Source organism: Kitasatospora sp. HUAS MG31 (assembly GCF_040571325.1).
Classification (GTDB): Bacteria; Actinomycetota; Actinomycetes; order Streptomycetales; family Streptomycetaceae; genus Kitasatospora; species Kitasatospora camelliae.
Genome location: NZ_CP159872.1, coordinates 721,856 through 739,377 on the forward strand (window position 1 = coordinate 721,856; position 17,522 = coordinate 739,377).

General features: G+C 75.1%; 19 protein-coding genes. 10 read left to right on the plus strand and 9 right to left on the minus strand.

All coding sequences use genetic code 11. The features are described 5' to 3' along the window. Positions 1-45 precede the first annotated feature (45 nt). The 4 genes from ABWK59_RS03455 (at position 46) to ABWK59_RS03470 (ending at position 5,770) form a co-directional block, all read left to right on the plus strand. On the plus strand, positions 46-750 hold the full coding sequence (locus ABWK59_RS03455; protein WP_354637800.1) for an SDR family oxidoreductase: 705 nt from the start codon (positions 46-48) through the stop codon (positions 748-750). A gap of 245 nt (positions 751-995) precedes the next feature. Then, positions 996-2,927, plus strand: coding sequence for a M28 family metallopeptidase (locus ABWK59_RS03460; RefSeq protein ID WP_354637801.1), 1,932 nt, complete (start codon positions 996-998; stop codon positions 2,925-2,927). A 104-nt stretch (positions 2,928-3,031) separates the two neighbouring features. After that, positions 3,032-5,110 (plus strand): M36 family metallopeptidase, encoded by a 2,079-nt coding sequence (locus ABWK59_RS03465; protein ID WP_354637802.1) that lies wholly within the window; start codon positions 3,032-3,034, stop codon positions 5,108-5,110. A 228-nt stretch (positions 5,111-5,338) separates the two neighbouring features. Beyond that, positions 5,339-5,770 carry a GNAT family N-acetyltransferase gene (locus ABWK59_RS03470; RefSeq protein WP_354637803.1) on the plus strand — a complete coding sequence of 144 codons (432 nt, stop codon included), beginning with the start codon at positions 5,339-5,341 and terminating at the stop codon, positions 5,768-5,770. Positions 5,771-5,799: 29 nt separating this feature from the next. Here ABWK59_RS03470 and ABWK59_RS03475 read toward each other — a convergent pair whose 3' ends face one another. Further along, complete coding sequence (locus ABWK59_RS03475) at positions 5,800-6,195, minus strand: nuclear transport factor 2 family protein (protein ID WP_354637804.1); 396 nt, start codon at positions 6,193-6,195, stop codon at positions 5,800-5,802. A 105-nt stretch (positions 6,196-6,300) separates the two neighbouring features. Between ABWK59_RS03475 and ABWK59_RS03480 the strand changes: the two genes are divergently transcribed. Beyond that, positions 6,301-6,867 (plus strand): PadR family transcriptional regulator, encoded by a 567-nt coding sequence (locus ABWK59_RS03480; protein WP_354637805.1) that lies wholly within the window; start codon positions 6,301-6,303, stop codon positions 6,865-6,867. A gap of 16 nt (positions 6,868-6,883) precedes the next feature. Here the strand turns inward: ABWK59_RS03480 and ABWK59_RS03485 are convergent, their stop codons facing one another. After that, positions 6,884-7,834, minus strand: a complete 951-nt coding sequence (locus tag ABWK59_RS03485; protein WP_354637806.1) for a LysR family transcriptional regulator — start codon at positions 7,832-7,834, stop codon at positions 6,884-6,886. Between the two features lie 217 nt (positions 7,835-8,051). Here ABWK59_RS03485 and ABWK59_RS03490 point away from each other — a divergent pair, with 217 nt between their 5' ends. The 3 genes from ABWK59_RS03490 (at position 8,052) to ABWK59_RS03500 (ending at position 11,367) form a co-directional block, all read left to right on the plus strand. Next, positions 8,052-8,747, plus strand: coding sequence for a type 1 glutamine amidotransferase domain-containing protein (locus tag ABWK59_RS03490; RefSeq protein ID WP_354637807.1), 696 nt, complete (start codon positions 8,052-8,054; stop codon positions 8,745-8,747). A gap of 438 nt (positions 8,748-9,185) precedes the next feature. After that, positions 9,186-9,794 carry a carbonic anhydrase gene (locus ABWK59_RS03495; RefSeq protein ID WP_354637808.1) on the plus strand — a complete coding sequence of 203 codons (609 nt, stop codon included), beginning with the start codon at positions 9,186-9,188 and terminating at the stop codon, positions 9,792-9,794. Between the two features lie 97 nt (positions 9,795-9,891). Next, entirely contained in the window at positions 9,892-11,367 is a 1,476-nt protein-coding gene (locus ABWK59_RS03500) for a SulP family inorganic anion transporter (RefSeq protein ID WP_354637809.1), read from the plus strand. 81 nt (positions 11,368-11,448) lie between these two features. On the opposite strand, the gene ABWK59_RS03505 is transcribed toward ABWK59_RS03500, so the two are convergent. From ABWK59_RS03505 to ABWK59_RS03525, 5 genes are all read right to left on the minus strand, one after another. Further along, on the minus strand, positions 11,449-12,114 hold the full coding sequence (locus ABWK59_RS03505; protein WP_354637810.1) for a DUF4232 domain-containing protein: 666 nt from the start codon (positions 12,112-12,114) through the stop codon (positions 11,449-11,451). A 167-nt stretch (positions 12,115-12,281) separates the two neighbouring features. Then, on the minus strand, positions 12,282-13,184 hold the full coding sequence (locus ABWK59_RS03510; protein ID WP_354644813.1) for a Gfo/Idh/MocA family protein: 903 nt from the start codon (positions 13,182-13,184) through the stop codon (positions 12,282-12,284). Positions 13,185-13,350: 166 nt separating this feature from the next. Further along, positions 13,351-13,623 (minus strand): hypothetical protein, encoded by a 273-nt coding sequence (locus ABWK59_RS03515; RefSeq protein ID WP_354637811.1) that lies wholly within the window; start codon positions 13,621-13,623, stop codon positions 13,351-13,353. Between the two features lie 112 nt (positions 13,624-13,735). Continuing rightward, on the minus strand, positions 13,736-14,218 hold the full coding sequence (locus ABWK59_RS03520; protein WP_354637812.1) for a hypothetical protein: 483 nt from the start codon (positions 14,216-14,218) through the stop codon (positions 13,736-13,738). Positions 14,219-14,292: 74 nt separating this feature from the next. Next, complete coding sequence (locus ABWK59_RS03525) at positions 14,293-14,592, minus strand: YciI family protein (protein WP_354637813.1); 300 nt, start codon at positions 14,590-14,592, stop codon at positions 14,293-14,295. A 64-nt stretch (positions 14,593-14,656) separates the two neighbouring features. On the opposite strand from ABWK59_RS03525, the gene ABWK59_RS03530 reads away from it, so the two are divergent. Together ABWK59_RS03530 and ABWK59_RS03535 are read left to right on the plus strand one after the other, a co-directional pair. Continuing rightward, positions 14,657-15,208 carry an HAD domain-containing protein gene (locus ABWK59_RS03530; RefSeq protein ID WP_354637814.1) on the plus strand — a complete coding sequence of 184 codons (552 nt, stop codon included), beginning with the start codon at positions 14,657-14,659 and terminating at the stop codon, positions 15,206-15,208. Positions 15,209-15,358: 150 nt separating this feature from the next. After that, positions 15,359-15,793 carry a hypothetical protein gene (locus tag ABWK59_RS03535; protein WP_354637815.1) on the plus strand — a complete coding sequence of 145 codons (435 nt, stop codon included), beginning with the start codon at positions 15,359-15,361 and terminating at the stop codon, positions 15,791-15,793. Between the two features lie 16 nt (positions 15,794-15,809). Here ABWK59_RS03535 and ABWK59_RS03540 read toward each other — a convergent pair whose 3' ends face one another. Both ABWK59_RS03540 and ABWK59_RS03545 read right to left on the minus strand, forming a co-directional pair. Continuing rightward, the gene (locus ABWK59_RS03540; RefSeq protein WP_354637816.1) at positions 15,810-16,541 is read right to left on the minus strand and encodes a polysaccharide deacetylase family protein; all 732 of its coding nucleotides are present in this window, start codon (positions 16,539-16,541) and stop codon (positions 15,810-15,812) included. Further along, complete coding sequence (locus tag ABWK59_RS03545; protein ID WP_354637817.1) at positions 16,541-17,500, minus strand: SDR family NAD(P)-dependent oxidoreductase; 960 nt, start codon at positions 17,498-17,500, stop codon at positions 16,541-16,543. The genes ABWK59_RS03540 and ABWK59_RS03545 overlap by 1 nt, the downstream gene beginning before the upstream one ends. Between the last annotated feature and the right edge of the window lie 22 nt (positions 17,501-17,522).

Sequence of the window (17,522 nt, forward strand, 5' to 3'; positions counted from 1 at the left end):
CGCTATCGTGGACCACCGGAAGCCGAACAGCGCAGCGGAGGCAGCGTGAGCACCGACGAGTCGGTCGCCCTGGTCACCGGGGCCAACCGCGGGATCGGCCGGGAGACCGCCCGGCAACTGGCCGCCCTCGGCCACACCGTCCTGCTGTGCGCCCGGCGGCCCGCCGACGCCGAACGGGCGGCCGCCGAGCTCGCCGGCGGCCCCGGCCGGCTGCTGCCGCGGCGCCTGGACGTCACCGACGCCGCCGGCGTGCGCGCCCTCGCCGCGGAGACGGCCGCCGAGTTCGGCCGGCTGGACGTGCTGGTGAACAACGCCGCCGTGAACTACGACACCGCGGCCCGGGCGGTGGACGTCGACCTGGAGGAGGTCCACCGCACCCTGGAGACCAACCTGTTCGGCGCCTGGCGGACCGTCCAGGCCTTCCTCCCGCTGCTGCGCCGCTCGCCGCACCCGCGGGTGGTCAACGTCTCCAGCGGGTCCGGCTCGCTCACCTCGATGACCGGCGGCACCCCCGCGTACGGGGTGTCCAAGGCGGCGCTGAACGCCCTCACCCGCAAGCTCGCGGCCGAACTCCGCGGCGACCGGATCCTGGTCAACGCCGTCTGCCCGGGCTGGATCGCCACCGACATGGGCGGCCCCGGCGGCGCCGCCGTCCAGCAGGGCGCCGCCCGCGTCCTGTGGGCCGCCACCCTCCCCGACGACGGCCCCACCGGCGGCTTCTTCCGCGACGGCCGTCAACTCCCCTGGTGAGCCGGCGGCCCGCTCGGGCCGCCTTCGAGGCCGGGGCCAGGACGCCCGGGCCCGGGCGGGGCACCGGTGGAACTACCCACACCACCTCCGACCGGCCGCCCCCGCACGCCCGTTGACGCATCCGCCGACCCACGCCCGGGGGTGGGCAGTCCTACCGTTCCCGGCCGCCGCGGCCGGCCCTAGCATGGGCCACGTCAGAGCCGTGGCACGGGGCCCGACCGCCCGTGCTCGTCACGGAGGCGGCCATGACCGTGTTCTTCTTCGACATCGGTGCGACGCTGGCGGACGCCGTCGTCGACGCCGACGGTGTGCTGGTGCTCACCCCGCGACGGCGGGTCCTCGAGGTGCTGGACGGCCTCGCCGACAGCCGCCGCGGGATCCTCTCCGATCCCGGCCCGGGCGAGGCGGCCCGGCAGCGGGCTGCGGCGGCGCTGGAGGCGGCGTTCCCCGGCCGGTTCCCGGATCCCGCCCTGGTGCTGTTCGGGCCCAAGAACTCCCGGGAGATCTTCGACCGGGCCGTGACCGCGGCCGCCGTCCCGCCCGCCGACTGCGTGTTCGTCGGCGAGGATCCCGGCGAACGGACGCGGGCCCGGGAGGCCGGGATGGTGACGGCCCCCCACCCGGTGTTCGCCCGGGCCGCCGCCCAGGGCCGGCCGGCGCGGTTCGTCCGGATCGGCCTGCCCGCCGGCCGCGGCCTGGCGGACCTGGAGGCGGTGGCCGACACGGCCGAGGTGGTGCCCCTGCACGTCGCCTCGGACCGCCTGGTGCTGGCGATGGCCACCGCCGAGGGCGCGGCCGCCGTCGAGCCGGCCGGTTTCACGGCCGACCTCCGGGAGCCGGTGGACGACACGGCGGTCTTCCTGGTCCGCGACGACGGCGGCGGGCAGGACGGGCACGGCGGTCCCTTGGACTCCCCGGCCCCCTCCGCCGCCTCCGCCGTGGAGGCCCGGGCCGCCGAGTTGCTCGGCCGGCTGGGCTCCGACACCGCCGGCCCGGTGGATCTCGGCCCGGCCCCGGGCGGCACCTACCTGGCCGCGCCGTCCGCGCTGCGGGTGGAGGACCTGCACCTGCCGGGTGCCCGCCCCGGCCACACCGAGCGGCTGCTGGCCGACCCGGCGCTGCTCAGCCGTCCCGGGGAGGCGGCGGCCGCCGGTCTGGTCGCCGCCGGGCCGGTCGGCGACGCGCTGGGCGCCGAGCCGTCGGAGGAGACCGTGGCGGCCGTCCGGGCGGCGGTCACGGCCGCGGTGGTCCGCGAGCACGTGGCCCGGATCTCCGGGGCGGCGCCGCTGGTGGACGGCGATCCGCGCCCGCCGGTCCGCAGCCGGGACGCGGAGAGCGCGGACAACCCGCGGGTGGTGGAGGCCCTGCTGGACCGGCTGGCCGGCCTCGGTCTCGAGACCCGTCGCCGGGAGTTCGTCTGGCGCGGCCGGCGGCTGACCAACGTGGAGGCCGAGCTCCGGGTCGCCGGCGCGGACTCGGCCGTCCTGGTCACCGCGCACCTGGACTCCACCGCGCTGGACGGCACGTTCTTCGACCGGGACGGCCACCCCCGCCCGTACGACCCGGCGGTGGACCCGGCGCCGGGCGCGGACGACGACGGCAGCGGGGTGGCCGCGGTGCTGGCCACCGCCGAGTGCCTGACCGGGATGCTGGCCGCAGGGAGGACACCGGCCCGCTCGGTGCGGTTCGTGCTGTTCAACGCCGAGGAGCAGGGCCTGGTCGGCAGCAAGTCGTACGCGCGGGCGGCTGCCGCGGCGGGCGACCGGATCTCCGCGGTACTCCAGATGGACATGATCGCCGGCCGTCGTGAGGGGCCGCGCACCTTCGAGATCCACGCCGGTTCGGCGGTGCCGGGCCCGGTCGGTCCGGCCTCGGACGCGCTCGGCGCCGCGGTGGAACGGGCGGCCGCCGGCATCGCGCCGGACCTGGTCTGCCAGCGGCTCTCCGGCCCCGCCGACCCGGCGGCCGGCCGCAGCGACCACGCCAGCTTCCACGAACGCGGCTGGCCGGCGGTCGCGGTCTCCGAGAACTTCTTCCCGGACACCGCCCCGGAGACCGGCACCCGCCAGTACCACCGCCCCGGCGACACCCTGTCCGACCCGGACCACGACACCGTCTACTCGGCGGCCGTCGCCCGGACGGTCGCGACCGCCGCCCTCACCCTCGCGGGCCTGTGACCCGCCGGCGGCCGGGGACCGCACCGCACACCGAGCCCCTACCAAGCACCGAGCACCAAGCACCGAGCACCGAGGATCGAGCACCGAGGATCGAGGACCAAGCCATGACTGACACCATCGACCGACGGGACATGAGCTACGACCACCTCGACAGCGTGGCCGGCGCCGACGCCTTCCTCGCCGGTATCGACCAGGTCGGCGCCCGGGTCGACCAGTCGCTCACCGGCGAACCCGAGAAGGTCAACCGCTTCACCGGACACCTGACCGAACTCCGGGTCGACGGCGCTCCCGCCTTCGCGGACACCGCGGCCGCCGCCGGAGCCGCCGAGCCCGGCGCGGCCGAACCGGCCGCCGCCTCCGACGCCACCTACATCGCCCGGGCCAAGGAGTACCTCGCCTCGGTGGCCCCGGCGATCGGTTTCGCGGCGGGCGAGCCGGCCGAGTTCGTGGCGGACCCGGGCGTGGCCACCACCAGCGAGGACGTCCGGGTGGTGAGCCTCCAGCAGACCCTCAACGGCATCGACGTGTGGGGAATGGCGCCCAAGGTGTGGCTGCGCGCCGACGGCACCGTGGAGCGGGTGGTCGGCGACACCGTCAGCCTCCCGCCGGACCTGCCCGTCCGGCCGGCCGTGACGGCCGAGGCCGCGCTGCGGGTCGCCGCCGCCAAGGCGGCCGAACCCCGCACCCTCAGCAGCCCGTTCGGCACCAGCGAGCTGCCCCGGCTGGACGTCTCCGGCGGCTTCCGGCGACTGGCGGCACAGGGCGGCACCAACCAGCCGATGACCTTCTCGCAGGGCCCGTTCGACGAGGCCGTGCCGGCCCGGCTGGTGTACCTGTACATGGGCGGCGACGCCCGGCTCTGCTGGCGGTTCACGCTGTCCCGGGACAACTGGACGACGCAGTACCAGGCTCTGGTGGAGGCCGACGACCGGACCGCGAACCCGGAGGCCCCGGAGATCCTCTACTTCCAGGACCGGGCGCACCGGGTGGTCTCCGGGCGGGTCTTCCGCGGCGACCCGGCCGAGAGCGCCTTCGACCTGGCGCCGTTCCCGCTGCCCGTCTCCGACTACCCGAACGTGGAGACCAACGGCGGCTCCGTCCCGCCGCCGGCCGGCGTCCCGAGCACCTGGGTGGAGATCACCAACGGCACCGCCTCCACCGTCGGGAACAACGTGCGGGCCCTGGACGGGGTGAGCCGCCAGCCGGTGACGATCCCCCTGGACGCCTCCGGCAACGGCGTGTTCAACGACCCGGCCGACAGCCCGAAGCAGCTGGTCACCAACATCTTCTTCTTCTGCAACTTCGCCCGCGACTACTTCCAGGTCCTCGGCTTCGACGAGGCGCACGGGAACTTCCAGACCGTCAACCCGAGCGGTCTGGGGCGCGGCGGCGACCCGGTCATCGCCGTCGCCGACCCGCGGGAGGTGCCCGGGACGGCCACCATGACCACCCGGGCCGACGGACTGGCGGGCATGATGGTCATGGGCCTGGTCGCGGGCACCGGCCGGCACACCGCCCGCTCCTTCGACGTCGTCGGCCACGAGTTCACCCACGGTGTGAGCAACCGGCTGGTCGGCGGCCTGTTCGACGCGGAGGGTCTGGAGGAGGACCAGTCCGTCGCGATGGGTGAGGGCTGGAGCGACTTCTTCGCCCTGAGCATCCGCAACTCCCTGAGCACCCAGGACCGCCACGTGGTGGGCAGCTGGGTCATCGACGACCCGGCGGGAATCCGCCAGCGGCCGTACGACTCCGCCTACCCGGGCCGGTTCGGGGACATCGGCAAGGGCCGCGGCCAGGTCCAGGGGAACCCCGACCTGAGCTACCGCGAGGTGCACGACGTCGGCGAGATCTGGTGTGCGGCGCTGCTGGAGGTGACCCGCAGGGTCGGTGCCGCCCTCGGCGACACCCGGCGCGGCTACCGGGTGACCTGGCAGGCCGTGGTGGACGGGCTGAAGCTCACGCCGAAGAACCCGTCCTTCCTCACCGCCCGGGACGCGATCATGCGGGCGTACAAGGACCTCCGCGGCACCAAGATCACCGCGGCGGAGTACCCGGCCGTCCGCAAGGCCGCCTGGGAGGCGTTCGCCCAGTACGGGATGGGCTTCGACGCCGTCAGCCCCAACGCCTCCTTCGTCGGCTGCCGCAGCGGCGGCGCCCTGCCCCCGGCGGGTTCGGAGGACTGACGCCCGCCCGGGACGAGCCGGAGGCGGAGGTACGGCGCCGTACCTCCGCCTCCTCGCCGCCGTCCGGGCGCACCGGGCGCCCGGCGTCACCAGGGGTACGGGCTGTGGACCGCCCGCAGCCACGGCTCCCGGGCGGCGCACCCCGCGGCCCGGAACACCGCCGGGGCCGGCGGGGCTGCGCTGGGGTATTCGCTGGCCGCGGGCCGTGCGGCCTGTTTGGATGCGGGGATGGACACCGCACTGCCCGAGGGCTACGAGATCTCCACCGACCCTGCGCGGCTGGACCCCGCGCTGATCCACCGGTGGCTCTCCACCGACGCGTACTGGGCGCTCGGCCGCGCCCGCGAGAAGCAGGACGCGGCCATCGCCGGTTCGCTCAACTTCGGTGTCTACCACCGTGATTCCGGTGAGCAGCTGGGCTACGCCCGGGTGGTGACCGACCGGGCCACCTTCGCCTGGCTGTGCGACGTGTACATCGCCCCGGCCGCCCGCGGGCTCGGCCTCGGCACCGCGCTGACGGCGGCCGTCCGCGACCACCTCGCCCCGCTGGGCCTGCGCCGGATCCTGCTCGCCACCGCCGACGCCCACGACGTGTACGCCAAGGCCGGGTTCACCCCGCTGGACAACCCGCGGAAGTGGATGGCCCTCGGCGCCCAGTGACCCGCGCGTCAAGCCTTGTCGACGGTCCGTCAGATACCGGCGGCAGCCTCCTGGGCGATCCGGTCGAACTGGGCGCCCATCGCCTCGGCCAGTGCCTGCGCCGCCGAGAGCGGCCGCACCATGACGGTGAACTCGTCGATGAGGCCGTGCTCGTCGAAGTGGAGGAAGTCGCAGCCCTGGATCTGCCGGCCGCCGACCGTGGCGGTGAAGACGAAGGCGTGGTCGCGGCCGCCCGGGTCGGCGATCTCGCGGACGTAACGGAAGTCCTCGAAGACCCGCATCGCGCCGCGCAGGATCGCCGCGGTGATCGCCTTGCCCGGGTAGGGCTTGAAGACCACCGGGCTGGTGAAGACCACGTCCTCGGCGAGCAGGGCCGCCAGGGCCTCGGTGTCGCGGTCCTCGACCGCCGTGCGGAAGGGGTGCATGAGCCACTCCGATACTCAACGAATTGACTAGTCGCTTCGGTGAGTATGCGGGAGGGTCCGTTTCCCTGTCCAGGTCCCTCCCGGACGCCGTGCTACGTTGACGAAATGGCTCTGCGCAACGCGGTGATGGCCGCCCTGCTCGAAGGCGAGGCCTCCGGATACGACCTCGCCAAGGGCTTCGACGCCTCGGTGGCCAACTTCTGGTCGGCCACCCCCCAGCAGCTGTACCGCGAGCTGGAGCGGATGGAGGCGGAGGGCCTGGTCTCGGCGCGGGTGGTGGAGCAGGACCGGCGTCCCACCAAGCGGCTGTTCGCCCTCACCGAGGCGGGCCTGGCCGCCGTCCGCGCCTACACCGGGCAGCCGCCGGCCCGGCCGATCGCCATCCGCGACGAACTGCTGGTCAAGGTGCAGTGCGCGGACGTCGGGGACACCGCCGCGGTGCGTTCGGCGATCGCCGAACGGATGGACCGGGCCACCGCCAAACTGGCCCGCTACGAGCGGATCCGGGTCCGTCTGCTGGACGGCCGGACCGAGGAGCGGTACCTGGCCGCGGCCGAGCGGATCGGCCCGTACCTCACGCTGCTGCGCGGCATGGAGTTCGAGCGGGAGAACCTCCGCTGGGGCGACCTCGCCCTCCGGGTGCTCGACAGCCGCACCGCCGCCCGGAGCTGACCCGCGTTCCCGGGGGTCACCAGCCGCGGGCCGCCGCCAGCAGGTGCGCCCGGACCAGCGCGACGTGCGAGTTGGCGGCGGCGCCCGGCCGCTGCACCAGGTAGCCGGTGTTGATCGGCACATCCTCAGGCTCGTCCAGCAACTCCAGGGCACCGGAGGCGAGTTCGGCCGCACAGAGGTAGCGCGGCAGCACCGTGTACCCGGCGCCGGCCAGCACCGCGGCGAGCACGCCCCGCAGGTCCGGCACGGTGAGCGCGGCCCGCGCGTTCAGCCGCCGCCCGAAGACGTGCCGCCAGTACCGGCGGACGATCGGCAGGTCCTCCGCGTACGCCACCAGCGGCACCCCGTGCAGTGCGGCCGGCCCCTCGACGGCGAGCCGCCCCGCCAGCCGCGCGGCCCACACCGGCGCGGCGACCAGCACGAACTCCTCGTCGGCCAAGGGCACGGCGGTCAGCGCCCGGCCGCGCGGGCGGATCGTGGCGATCACCAGGTCGTGCCGCCCGGCCCGCAGCTCCTCCAGCAGCGGCTCGGCGAGCCCGGGGGTGATCCGCAGCCGGACGCCCTCGGCGACCAGCGGCGCCAGCGCGGGCAGCACGGTGGTACCGAGCAGCTCGGCCGGGCCGGCCAGGTGGACGGGCTCCGCCTCGGCCTCCGGCCCGGGGCCATGCCCGGTCACCGCGGCCAGCGCGTCCAGCGGGCCGGCGACCCGGGCGGCGAGCTCGTCGGCCACCGGTGTCGGGGCGACCCCGCGCGGCAGCCGCTCGAACAGCTCCCTGCCGCCCTGCCGCTCCAGCGCGCGGATCTGCGCGGTGACCGTGGGCTGGGACAGGCCCAGCACCTGGGCGGCCGCCGTGAACGAGCCGGAGCGGTGGACGGCGAGGAAGGTCCGCAGCAGGTTGAGGTCCCCGGCCGGGCCGGAACCGGGCGGACGGCCGGCGGCCGATCCATCGGCAGAACTATGGCTCATTCCGCCAGACTACTCCCGCTCCACCGCCATGATCTGCGCATATTCCCTCCTCGGCCATCAGGATTCCGATGGCTGCCATCGGCGCTGTCATTGGCCCGGAGCCCCCGGACCGGCCTAGGGTCGAGTCATCGCCGAGCCGCTCGCCCGGCCGCCGGACCGCCGTCGCGCACCGCGCGGTCCCGGCGACACCCCCAGGCCCCTCGAAGGAGCAGACACCATGTCGAAGATCCTCTTCGTCCTCACCGGCGCCACCCACTGGACCCTCACCGACGGCACCCGGCACCCGACCGGCTTCTGGGCCGAGGAGGCCGTCACCCCGTACGAGGCGCTCAAGGCGGCCGGCCACGAGATCACCGTCGCCACCCCGGGCGGCGTGGTCCCGACCCCGGACGCCGGCAGCCTCGCCCCCGAGATGAACGGCGGCCCGGACGGCGCCGCGCGGGTCGCCGCCGGCCTGGAGGCCTTCACCGAGCTCCGCAGCCCGATCCCGCTCGGCGAGGTCAAGCTGGACGCGTACGACGCCGTCTTCTACCCGGGTGGCCACGGCCCGATGGAGGACCTGGCGGTCGACGCCGAGTCCGGCCGGCTGCTGGTCGACGCCCTGGCCTCCGGCAAGCCGCTCGCCGTGGTCTGCCACGGCCCGGCCGCGCTGCTCGCCGCCACCGGCCCCGACGGGCGCAACGCCTTCGCCGGGTACCGGCTGACCGGCTTCACCACCGCCGAGGAGACCCAGGCCGGGCTCGCCGACCGGGCGCCCTGGCTGCTCCAGGACCGCCTGGTCGCGGCGGGCGTCGACTTCCGGGAGGGCGAGCCCTGGGCCCCGCACGTGGAGGTCGACCGCAACCTGATCACCGGTCAGAACCCGGCCTCCTCAGGACCGCTGGCCGACGAACTCCTCAAGCACCTGGCCTGAAACGCCCGGTCGCCGGGCCACCCGGCGCCCCCGCCGCAGCCGACCTCAGCTCCCCGCTGACGGTCGGCTTTCGGCGTTCCGGCAGCTTCCGCCCCCGGTCGCCCTCCTACGGACGAGAGCGATCGTCGATGGCAACAGGATGTTAACCACACGAACACGGAATGCCTTCAATCGACCTTATTACCCGTCACATACTCGTGCTTTACTGAGTCTTGACACGGCTGGCGCCCGGGGGAGCCTCGCCGTCGCCCTGGTTCCGCACGCCCGAAAGGGCGGTTCGAGCGCGGCCGGGCACTCTCCGGGCGGGACGTGGCGGGTGAGGTTCAGACATCCGCCTGTCGTGATCATGACCATCGGCCCGGGCTTCCCGGGCCAGGCCGAGCCCGTGCGGCTCCCATGCCCCTCGCGGCGACGCGAGGGCGGAAGGAGGCACCACCCATGGACCAACTGATCGACCAGGCACGGACGTTCAGACTCCGCTGCGGCGAGACCGGCCGCGACTACGCGGAGCTCGCCGCGGGACAGTCCCCGCAGGCCCTGTTCATCTCCTGCTCGGACTCCCGGGTCGTCCCCGCGCTGATCACCGGCGCTGGCCCCGGCGACCTGTTCGAACTCCGCACCGCCGGCAACATCGTCCCGCCGTACCGCGACGCCCCGCCCTCCGGCGAGGCCGCCACCATCGAGTACGCGGTGGAGGTGCTCGGCGTCCGCGAGATCGTGGTGTGCGGCCACTCGCACTGCGGCGCGGTCACCGCGATCGTCCGCGGCGACGACCTCAGCGCGGTCCCGGCCGTGCGCAGCTGGCTCGGCCAGGCCGGCGGGCAGCCGGCCCAGGCACCCGCCGCGACCGGCGAGATCTTCGACCCCAGCGTGGCCGGCCCGGTCCAGCGCCACGTCCGGGCGCAGCTGGAGCGGCTGCTGGAGTACCCGGGGATCGCCCGCCGGCACGCCGAGGGCACCCTGCGGCTGCACGGCTGGTTCTACGAGGTCCACACCGGACTGGTCCTGGCGCACCGGCCCGAGGCCGACGCCTTCCTGCCGCTGTGACCGGTCCCCCGCGCCACCGCGGGCCGACCACCGGCGCCGGATCCAATCCGGCCTCCGGCTCCCGTACCGAGACCCGACACCACACCCCGAGGACCCGATGACTCGTCGTCCCGCCCTTCGGCCCCCCTTCCCGCGGCAGGATTTCGCCGCCTCCCTGGTCGTCTTCCTGGTCGCGCTGCCGCTCTGCGTCGGCGTGGCGGTCGCCTCCGGTGTCCCGGCCGAACTCGGCCTGGTCACCGGCATCGTCGGCGGCCTGCTCACCGGACTGCTGCCCGGCAGCAGCCTCCAGGTCTCCGGCCCCGCCGCCGGGCTGACCGTGCTGGTCCTGGAAGCGGTCCAGGAGCACGGACTGGCCGCCCTCGGCGTGATCACCCTGGCCGCCGGCGCCCTCCAGCTCGCCATGGGCGCGCTGAAGCTGGGCCGCTGGTTCCGGGCGATCTCGCTCTCGGTGGTCCAGGGCATGCTCGCCGGGATCGGCCTGGTCCTGATCGCCGGCCAGCTCTACGCCCTCGCCGACGCCAAGGCCCCCGGCAACGGACCGGCCAACCTCGCCGGGCTGCCGCGCCTGATCGCCGACACCGCCGGCGACCCCCGCACGCTGACCGCCGCCGCCCTGGGCGCCGGAACCGTCCTGGTGCTCGTGCTCTGGCCGCGGCTGCCCGCGAAGGTCCGCGTCCTGCCCGGCCCGCTCGCCGCCGTCGGGCTCGCCACCGCGGCCACCGCGCTGCTCGACCTGGACGTGGCCAAGGTCAAGGTCGCCGGGCTGCTCGACGTGGTCCACCTGCCGGGCAGCTCGGACGTCGCCGTCCTCACCGAACTCGGCGCGCTGGGAACGGTGGTGGCCTTCGCGCTGATCGCCTCCGCGGAGAGCCTGTTCAGCGCCGCCGCCGTGGACCGGCTGCACGACGGCCCCCGGACCGACTACGACAAGGAGCTGATCGCCCAGGGCGCGGGCAACACCGTCTGCGGCCTGCTCGGCGCGCTCCCGATGACCGCGGTGATCGTCCGCAGCGCCGCCAACGTCCAGGCGGGCGCCCGGACCAAGGCCTCCCGGGTGCTGCACGGCGTCTGGCTGCTGCTGTTCACGGCGCTGATCCCGTCCGCCCTCTCGGTCATCCCGCTCGCCGCGCTGGCCGGCGTCCTGGTGCACGCCGGCGCCAAGCTGGTCCCGGTCCGCTCCCTGGTCCCGCTCTGGCGCGAACACCGCGGCGAGGCCGTGGTGTTGGGCGCGACCGCGGTGGCGATCGTGGTCACCAACCTGTTCGAGGGCGTCCTCCTCGGCCTGCTGCTCGCCATCCTCAAGACGGCCTGGGAGACCTCGCACCTCCACGTCGAGCCCGTCGACCAGCCGGACGGCTCGATCCGGGTCCGGCTCGCCGGCAACGCCACCTTCCTGCGCCTGCCCCGTCTCCTGGAGACCCTCGAACGCCTGCCCACCGACCGGCAGATCCACCTCGACCTGAGCGAGCTGCGCCACCTCGACCACGCCTGCCGCTCCGCCCTGGAGACCTGGGCCGAACGCCACAACCAGACCGCCGGCCACCAGGCGGTCCTGATCCCCGCCCTGGTCTGAGGTCCCCGGCCCGAGGAATCGTTCACGCCCGGCCGGCCGGGAGCAGGATCGGCCCTGCTCCCGGCCGGCCGCGGTGCTCCGTCAGCCCGCCGGGTAGGCGTCCCAGGCGGTGACCCCGAGCCGTCCGGTCGAGCCCAGGTCGAACGGCGCCGGCGGGGTCACCCGCTCCGCGGCGGCGCCCCCGGCCGGGATGACCTGGGCGAAGGCGCCGGAGACCGGCGGATGGGTGGTGTCGTCATAGGTGTTGCGCCACACCAGCATGAACCGCGCCCACCCACCCGGCTGGACGACGACCGGGTGGACCCCCGGATCCTTGATCCCCGACGTGATCTGCCGAGCACCCGGGTCGATCGCCACGTCCAGCGGCGCACCCTCCTCGTCCAGCAACTGCACGGCGGGGTAACCCTCGAGCGTCCGCGGCTCCGTCGAACAGTTCCGCAGCAGCACACCCTGGACCCGCAGACCCATCGCCGCGTCCCCCTGATCCATGCTCATCTGCACACCCGAGGCCGGACAGACCTCCCCCGTCGCGGACGGCTTCCCCGACGACAGCTGCCCGAACTGCCGGTAGGAGGTCGGCGACAGCGTCTCCGCCTTCACCCGGAAATCCCCCGACGGCGACGCCACAGCGCTCGGCCCACCGGACACCGCGACCGCCCGCTCACTCCCACACCCCGCCAGCGTCGCCACCACCCCACCCAGCGCCAACCCGGCAGACACCACCCGCACAACCCCCATGACAGTCATTCGATCATCCTTACACACACTGCCTGCGCGGCATGCGGTGACTGACCATCAGCTCCGTGCCCCGCCAGGGGCGCGGGGAACTGCGCGAAGCGGAAGGCACCCCACCCGCGCTCGCCCTCACCACAGCCACCCGCACCGCCACCGCGGCCCCCGCACCCGGCCCACCCCTATCCCCCCAACCCCTCGATCACCCGCTCACACACCTCATGCGTCTCCAACGCATCCCCCGCGTCCAACCGCACCCCACCCCGCCCCGCGTCCAGGAAGTGACGGCACATCGCCTCGATCCCCCGCCGCCGCCCCACCGGCTCCCAGTCCCCGCCCCGGAGCAGCGCCGGCTCCCCGTCCTCGTGCTCGATCACCTCGGTGAGGTTGTGCACCTCCCGCCGCCGGTCGCCCCCGGCCGTCTGGAGCGTCTCGCTCCCGGACCCGCTCGCCCGGTTCATCACCGCCAGGCCGGTGAAGCCCTCTCCCATGAGCTGCAGGACGACGTGCCGCAGGCCGCCGTCCTCGTCCACCCGACCGTGCACGTGCATCCCGTCCGCGCCGTCGGGTGCCAGCATCCGCAGGGTGTCGACGAGGTGGATGAAGTCGTCCAGCACGATGGTGCGGACGTCCCCGGCGCCCGCCCGGCGGTCCTTCTGCAGCACCACCAGGTCACGCGGCCGCCCCAGCGCGGCGGTGTACGCGGGGGCGTAGCGGCGGTTGAAGCCCACCATCAGCGACCGTCCGTGCTGCCGCGCCAGTCCGACCAGGTGCCGGCTCTCGGCGAGCCGGTACGAGAGCGGCTTGTCGACCAGGACGTCCACGCCCGCCGTGAGCAGCCGCTCGACGATCTCGGCGTGCCGTTCGGTCGGCGCGTGCACGAACGCGGCGCGGATGCCGGAGTCGATCAGGGCGTCGAGGTCCGTGAACCGCCGAGGCGTCCGGATCCGGTACGCGTCGCCGAGCCGGTCGAGCTTCTCCCGGTCCCGGGTCATCAGTCGCAGGTCCAGGCCGGGCAGGGCGGTGAGCACGGGCAGGTACGCCTTCTGCGCGATGTTGCCCAGCCCGATCACCCCGACCGGCAGCCCGGACGGCAACCCGCGGTCGGCCACCACCGCATCCGCCACCACCGCATCCGCCGCCATCGCGTCCGCCGTCACCACATCCGCCACAGACCCTCCCGGCCCACATCCGCCCAAGATGTCTAGACCATACCGGGCCACCGCCGCGGAACCCACCCCCGTGCCAGACTCAGCCCCCGGCCGCGGCCTGCCCGGCGACCTGCCGCCCGAGCTCCGTGAGCTGCACCCGCAGACGGGGGGTCCAGCCGTTCTCCGGCAGCCTCACCACCCCCTCGACCGATCCCACCAGCCCGCGGTTCAGCAGCGCCCGCACGGTCGACCGCATCCCCCGCGCGTGCTCCCCCGCCGCGAGCAGCGCGTCCAGCACGGTCGGGTACCGCACCGGGTCGGCCACCGGGAACTCCAGCAGGAACACCCGCCAGCCCTCCTCGTCCGCCGGCACCTCGGTCTCCGCGATCGCACAGCACCACCCGCTGCCGCGCGTTCAGCCCGGCCCACACCTCACCGGGGCTCATCCGCCTGCCCACACCCGCTCCCTCTCGACGACGACCGGATCAGGCCGGATCCCCGCCGACAGCGCTGACCCACACCGGGAAGGACACCGGCTCCCGGTCCACCGCGGTCCACTCCGGCCCGTCGGTCACGTCCGTCAGCTCCGACCAGGCGACCACGCCCGGCTCCTCGTCAGCCAGGTACCCCGCCACCACCGCGCCGAGGTCGCCGGTCGGCACGTACGCGCCACCGAACGGCAGCTCCGTCTCCCCCACCGACCCGGTCGAACACTTCAGCCGCCCGGCCTGCGCGTCGTGCCACACATAGAAGGTCGCCGCCCCGGCGTGGCCCGTCTCCCGGATCCGCTCCCGGATCCGTCCGGCGGTCGACTCGAAGGCGGCGACCACCTCGGCGACCGTCAGCGACCGCCGCTCCTCGTCGCCCGTACTCAGCGACCAGGTGTTGGTCTCCACCTCCACCCGCCGGTCGGCGGGTTCCAGCACCAGCGGCTCGTCCGCGACCTCGGCGATCCATCTCAGCAACATTCCCGAAGTATCCGCCACCCCACCGCCGGCTCCTCACCGCCCGCCGCCGGCTCCGCACCGATCGCCGCCCGCCGCTACGCGGGAAGCTGCTGGCGGTACGCCTCCAGGGCCGGCGCGGTGGTGGTGGCGAGGAACTCGGTGACCCGGTACGCGGCCACGCCGGCCAGCACGAACGGATCGCCCGCGACGATCCCCTCGATCCGCTCCCGGCCCCCGCCCACGGCGACGATCACGCCGCCGTCCCTCGGCACCTTGCGCCCGGAGGCCACGAACACCCCGGCCGCGTAGTGCTCCTGGAGCCAGGCCACGTGCTCGGCGAGCAGCGCGTCGATGCGGTCGAGGGGTGCGGTGTAGGTGAGTTCGAGGATGAACATGCGGGCCACCCTATCCCCGGCGGACCGCCCCACCGGCGGCCGGGATCTCCTCTATCGTTCGGACGTGATCACCCCCGCACCGCTCCCTCTCACCCCCGCATCGCTCCCCCTGCTGTTCCTCGACGTCGACGGTCCGCTGATCCCGTTCGGTGCGGCCCGCGGCGAAGCCCCGCGTCCGCGCTACCCCGTGACGCCCGCTCAGCAGGACGAGCGCCTCAACCCGCTGCTGGAGCGGATCGACCCGGCGATCGGGCCGCGCCTCGCCGCGCTGCCCTGCGCCCTCGTCTGGGCGACCACCTGGATGTCCGACGCCAACGACTGCGTGGCGCCCCGCCTCGGCCTGCCCCGGCTGCCGATGGTGGACTTCCCGGAGCCCTCCGAGGAGGAGGTTGCCCTCACCTTCCGGGCGGGGCTGCACTGGAAGACCCGCCCGCTGGTGGACTGGGCACAGGGACGGCCGTTCGCCTGGGTGGACGACGAGATCACTGAGCGCGACCGCACCTACGTGGAGGCCTCCTGCGGCCCGCAGGCCCTGCTCCACCGGGTCGACCCGGCCACCGGCCTCACCGAGCCGGACTTCACCGTCCTCGACCACTGGCTGCGCAGCGCCGCCTGACCCACCGCCACCGAACCACCGCCGTCGACCCACCGCCGTCGAACCACCGACCGAACCACCGACCGAACCACCGCCGTCGAACCACCGCCGTCGAACCACCGCCGGATAACCCGTGGCCCCACCCCCGGCCCACCCACTACCGTCCCCGCCATGTCCCTGACCTCCGTCACCCTCGCCTCCGGCCGCTCGATCCACCTCGTCTCGCTGCACCTGTGGTCCACCTACGGCGGCCTGCTGGAGGGCTACCCGTGCCGGCGGCTGAACGACCGAGCGGTGGGCCGCCTGCCGGTGATCGCCGGGACGAGGTTCCGGGGGGCGCCGGTCCACGTGGTCACCCCGCGTCGGGTGGTGTCCGAGGAGGAGGCGCCCCGCGCGTTCGGGCCGGTGGAGACGATGCCGGAGGTCAGCTGCGTCGGCCTGTTCACCTCCCACCCGGTGGACCGCACGACCGACCAGGTCGACCACTACTCCACCCTCGCCGTCGCCTGGCTGCAGGACGGCACCGCCCTCCCCTCCGGTACCGAGGCCGACCACGGCCTGCGCGGCGTCGACTGGGACGCCCTCGCCCGGGACGGGGAGCTGTAGCCGACGCCACCGCCCGTCAACCGCCCGCCAGCCCGTGCTCGCGCAGCGGCCCCAGCCCGAGCCCGCGTTCGCGGCAGTGGTCGGCGATCGCCGGCAGGGCGCCCAGGGTGGCCCGCCAGGAGCCGGGCGCGGAGGTGCAGTCGGAGTCGTGCAGCAGCAGTGTGGCGCCGCCGACCAGGCCGGGCGCGGCGGTGCGGTAGACCGAGGCGGGGGTGGCCCGTTCGGTCCAGTCGCGGCCCCAGGCCGTCCAGAGCACGGTCCGCAGGCCCTCCCGCCGGGCGGCCAGCGCCAGGCCGCCGGTCAGCACCCCGTACGGCGGCCGGTACCAGCGGGGTCGAGCCCCGCACAGCCCGGCGACCGCCTCGGCCGCCCGCCGGACCTCGGCCAGGTCGCGGCGCGGCGCCGGGTACCACGGGGTGCGGTGGTGCCAGCCGTGGACGGCGACCTCGTGGCCGCGCTCGACCAGGTCCCGGCCGAGCCCGGGGGCCCGTTCCAGCATCGCGCCGAGCAGGAAGAAGGTGGCCCGGAGCTCGAGGCGGTCCAGCGCGTCCAGGATGTACGGGGTGCTGGCGGGGTCGGGACCGTCGTCGAAGGTGAGGGCGACCCGGTCGGGGGCGCCGTGTCCGGCGGTGCGCCGGGCGACGGTCCGGCGGAGCGCGGGCAGCCGGACGGCGGCCGGTGCCAGATGCAGCAGCTCCACCCCGGCGGCAACCGTGGCCGCGGCCCCCACCGTACGGGCGCCGCGCATCAGCCGAACCGGGAGGCCATCCGCCGGAACACCCCGGGGGCCGCGCCGTGGATCCGGGCCGGGCCGGCGAGCCAGCGCGGGACGAAGATCCGGTCCTGCGTCCCGGTGAGGGCGGCCATGACCGTGTCCGCGACCCGCTCCGGCGGCACCGGGCGCGGGCGGCCGCGCTGGTAGGGGGTGCCGCGGTGGTGGAAGAACGGGGTGTCCACCGCGCCGGGGAGGATGATCCGGACACCGACGCCCGTTCCGCGCAGCTCGTACCAGAGGCTCTCGGCGAAGAGGGTGAGCCCGCCCTTGGTGGCGGCGTAGGCGGCCTCGTCGCGGACGCCGACCTGGCCGGCCATCGAGCCGAGCAGCACGATCCGGCCCCGCCGGCGCTCCAGCATCCCCGGCAGCAGGTGGCGGACCAGCCGCATCGGCGCGGTGAGGTTCACCTCGACCATCCGGTCCAGCAGGTCGGGCGGGGTCCGGTCGTAGGGTCCGCGCCAGCCGAGGCCTGCGCTGGCGACCAGGGCGTCGACCCGGCCGGCGGCGGCGAGGGCCCGTTCGGCGAGCCGGTCGGGGCCGTCCGGGGTGCTGAGGTCCTCCGCGAGGGCGGCGCCGCCGGTCCGGTCGGCGACGGCGTCCAGCCGCGGGCGGTCGGTGCCGGAGAGCAGCAGCCGCCAGCCGGCGGCGGCCAGCCGTGCGGCGGCGGCCTCGCCGATGCCGGAGGAGGCGCCCGTGATCAGCACGACCGGCCGGTCCGGGCGGGGGGCGCGGGACGGCGCGGGTGCGGGGGCGGCCGCCGGGGCGTCCCCGGTGGCGGTCACCGGGGAGAACCCGTCGGCGGTCGCCGCGGGGAACCCGGGGGTGGGCGGGGCCGGGGATCCGGCCGGTCGCACCGGCCCGGGCGTCGTCGGCGGCGTCGGCGTCGTCGGGGGTTCGCCGGTGCCGGTCCGCTGCGGGGCGTCGTCGCGCATGCCCACCTGCCCCTTTCGTCCG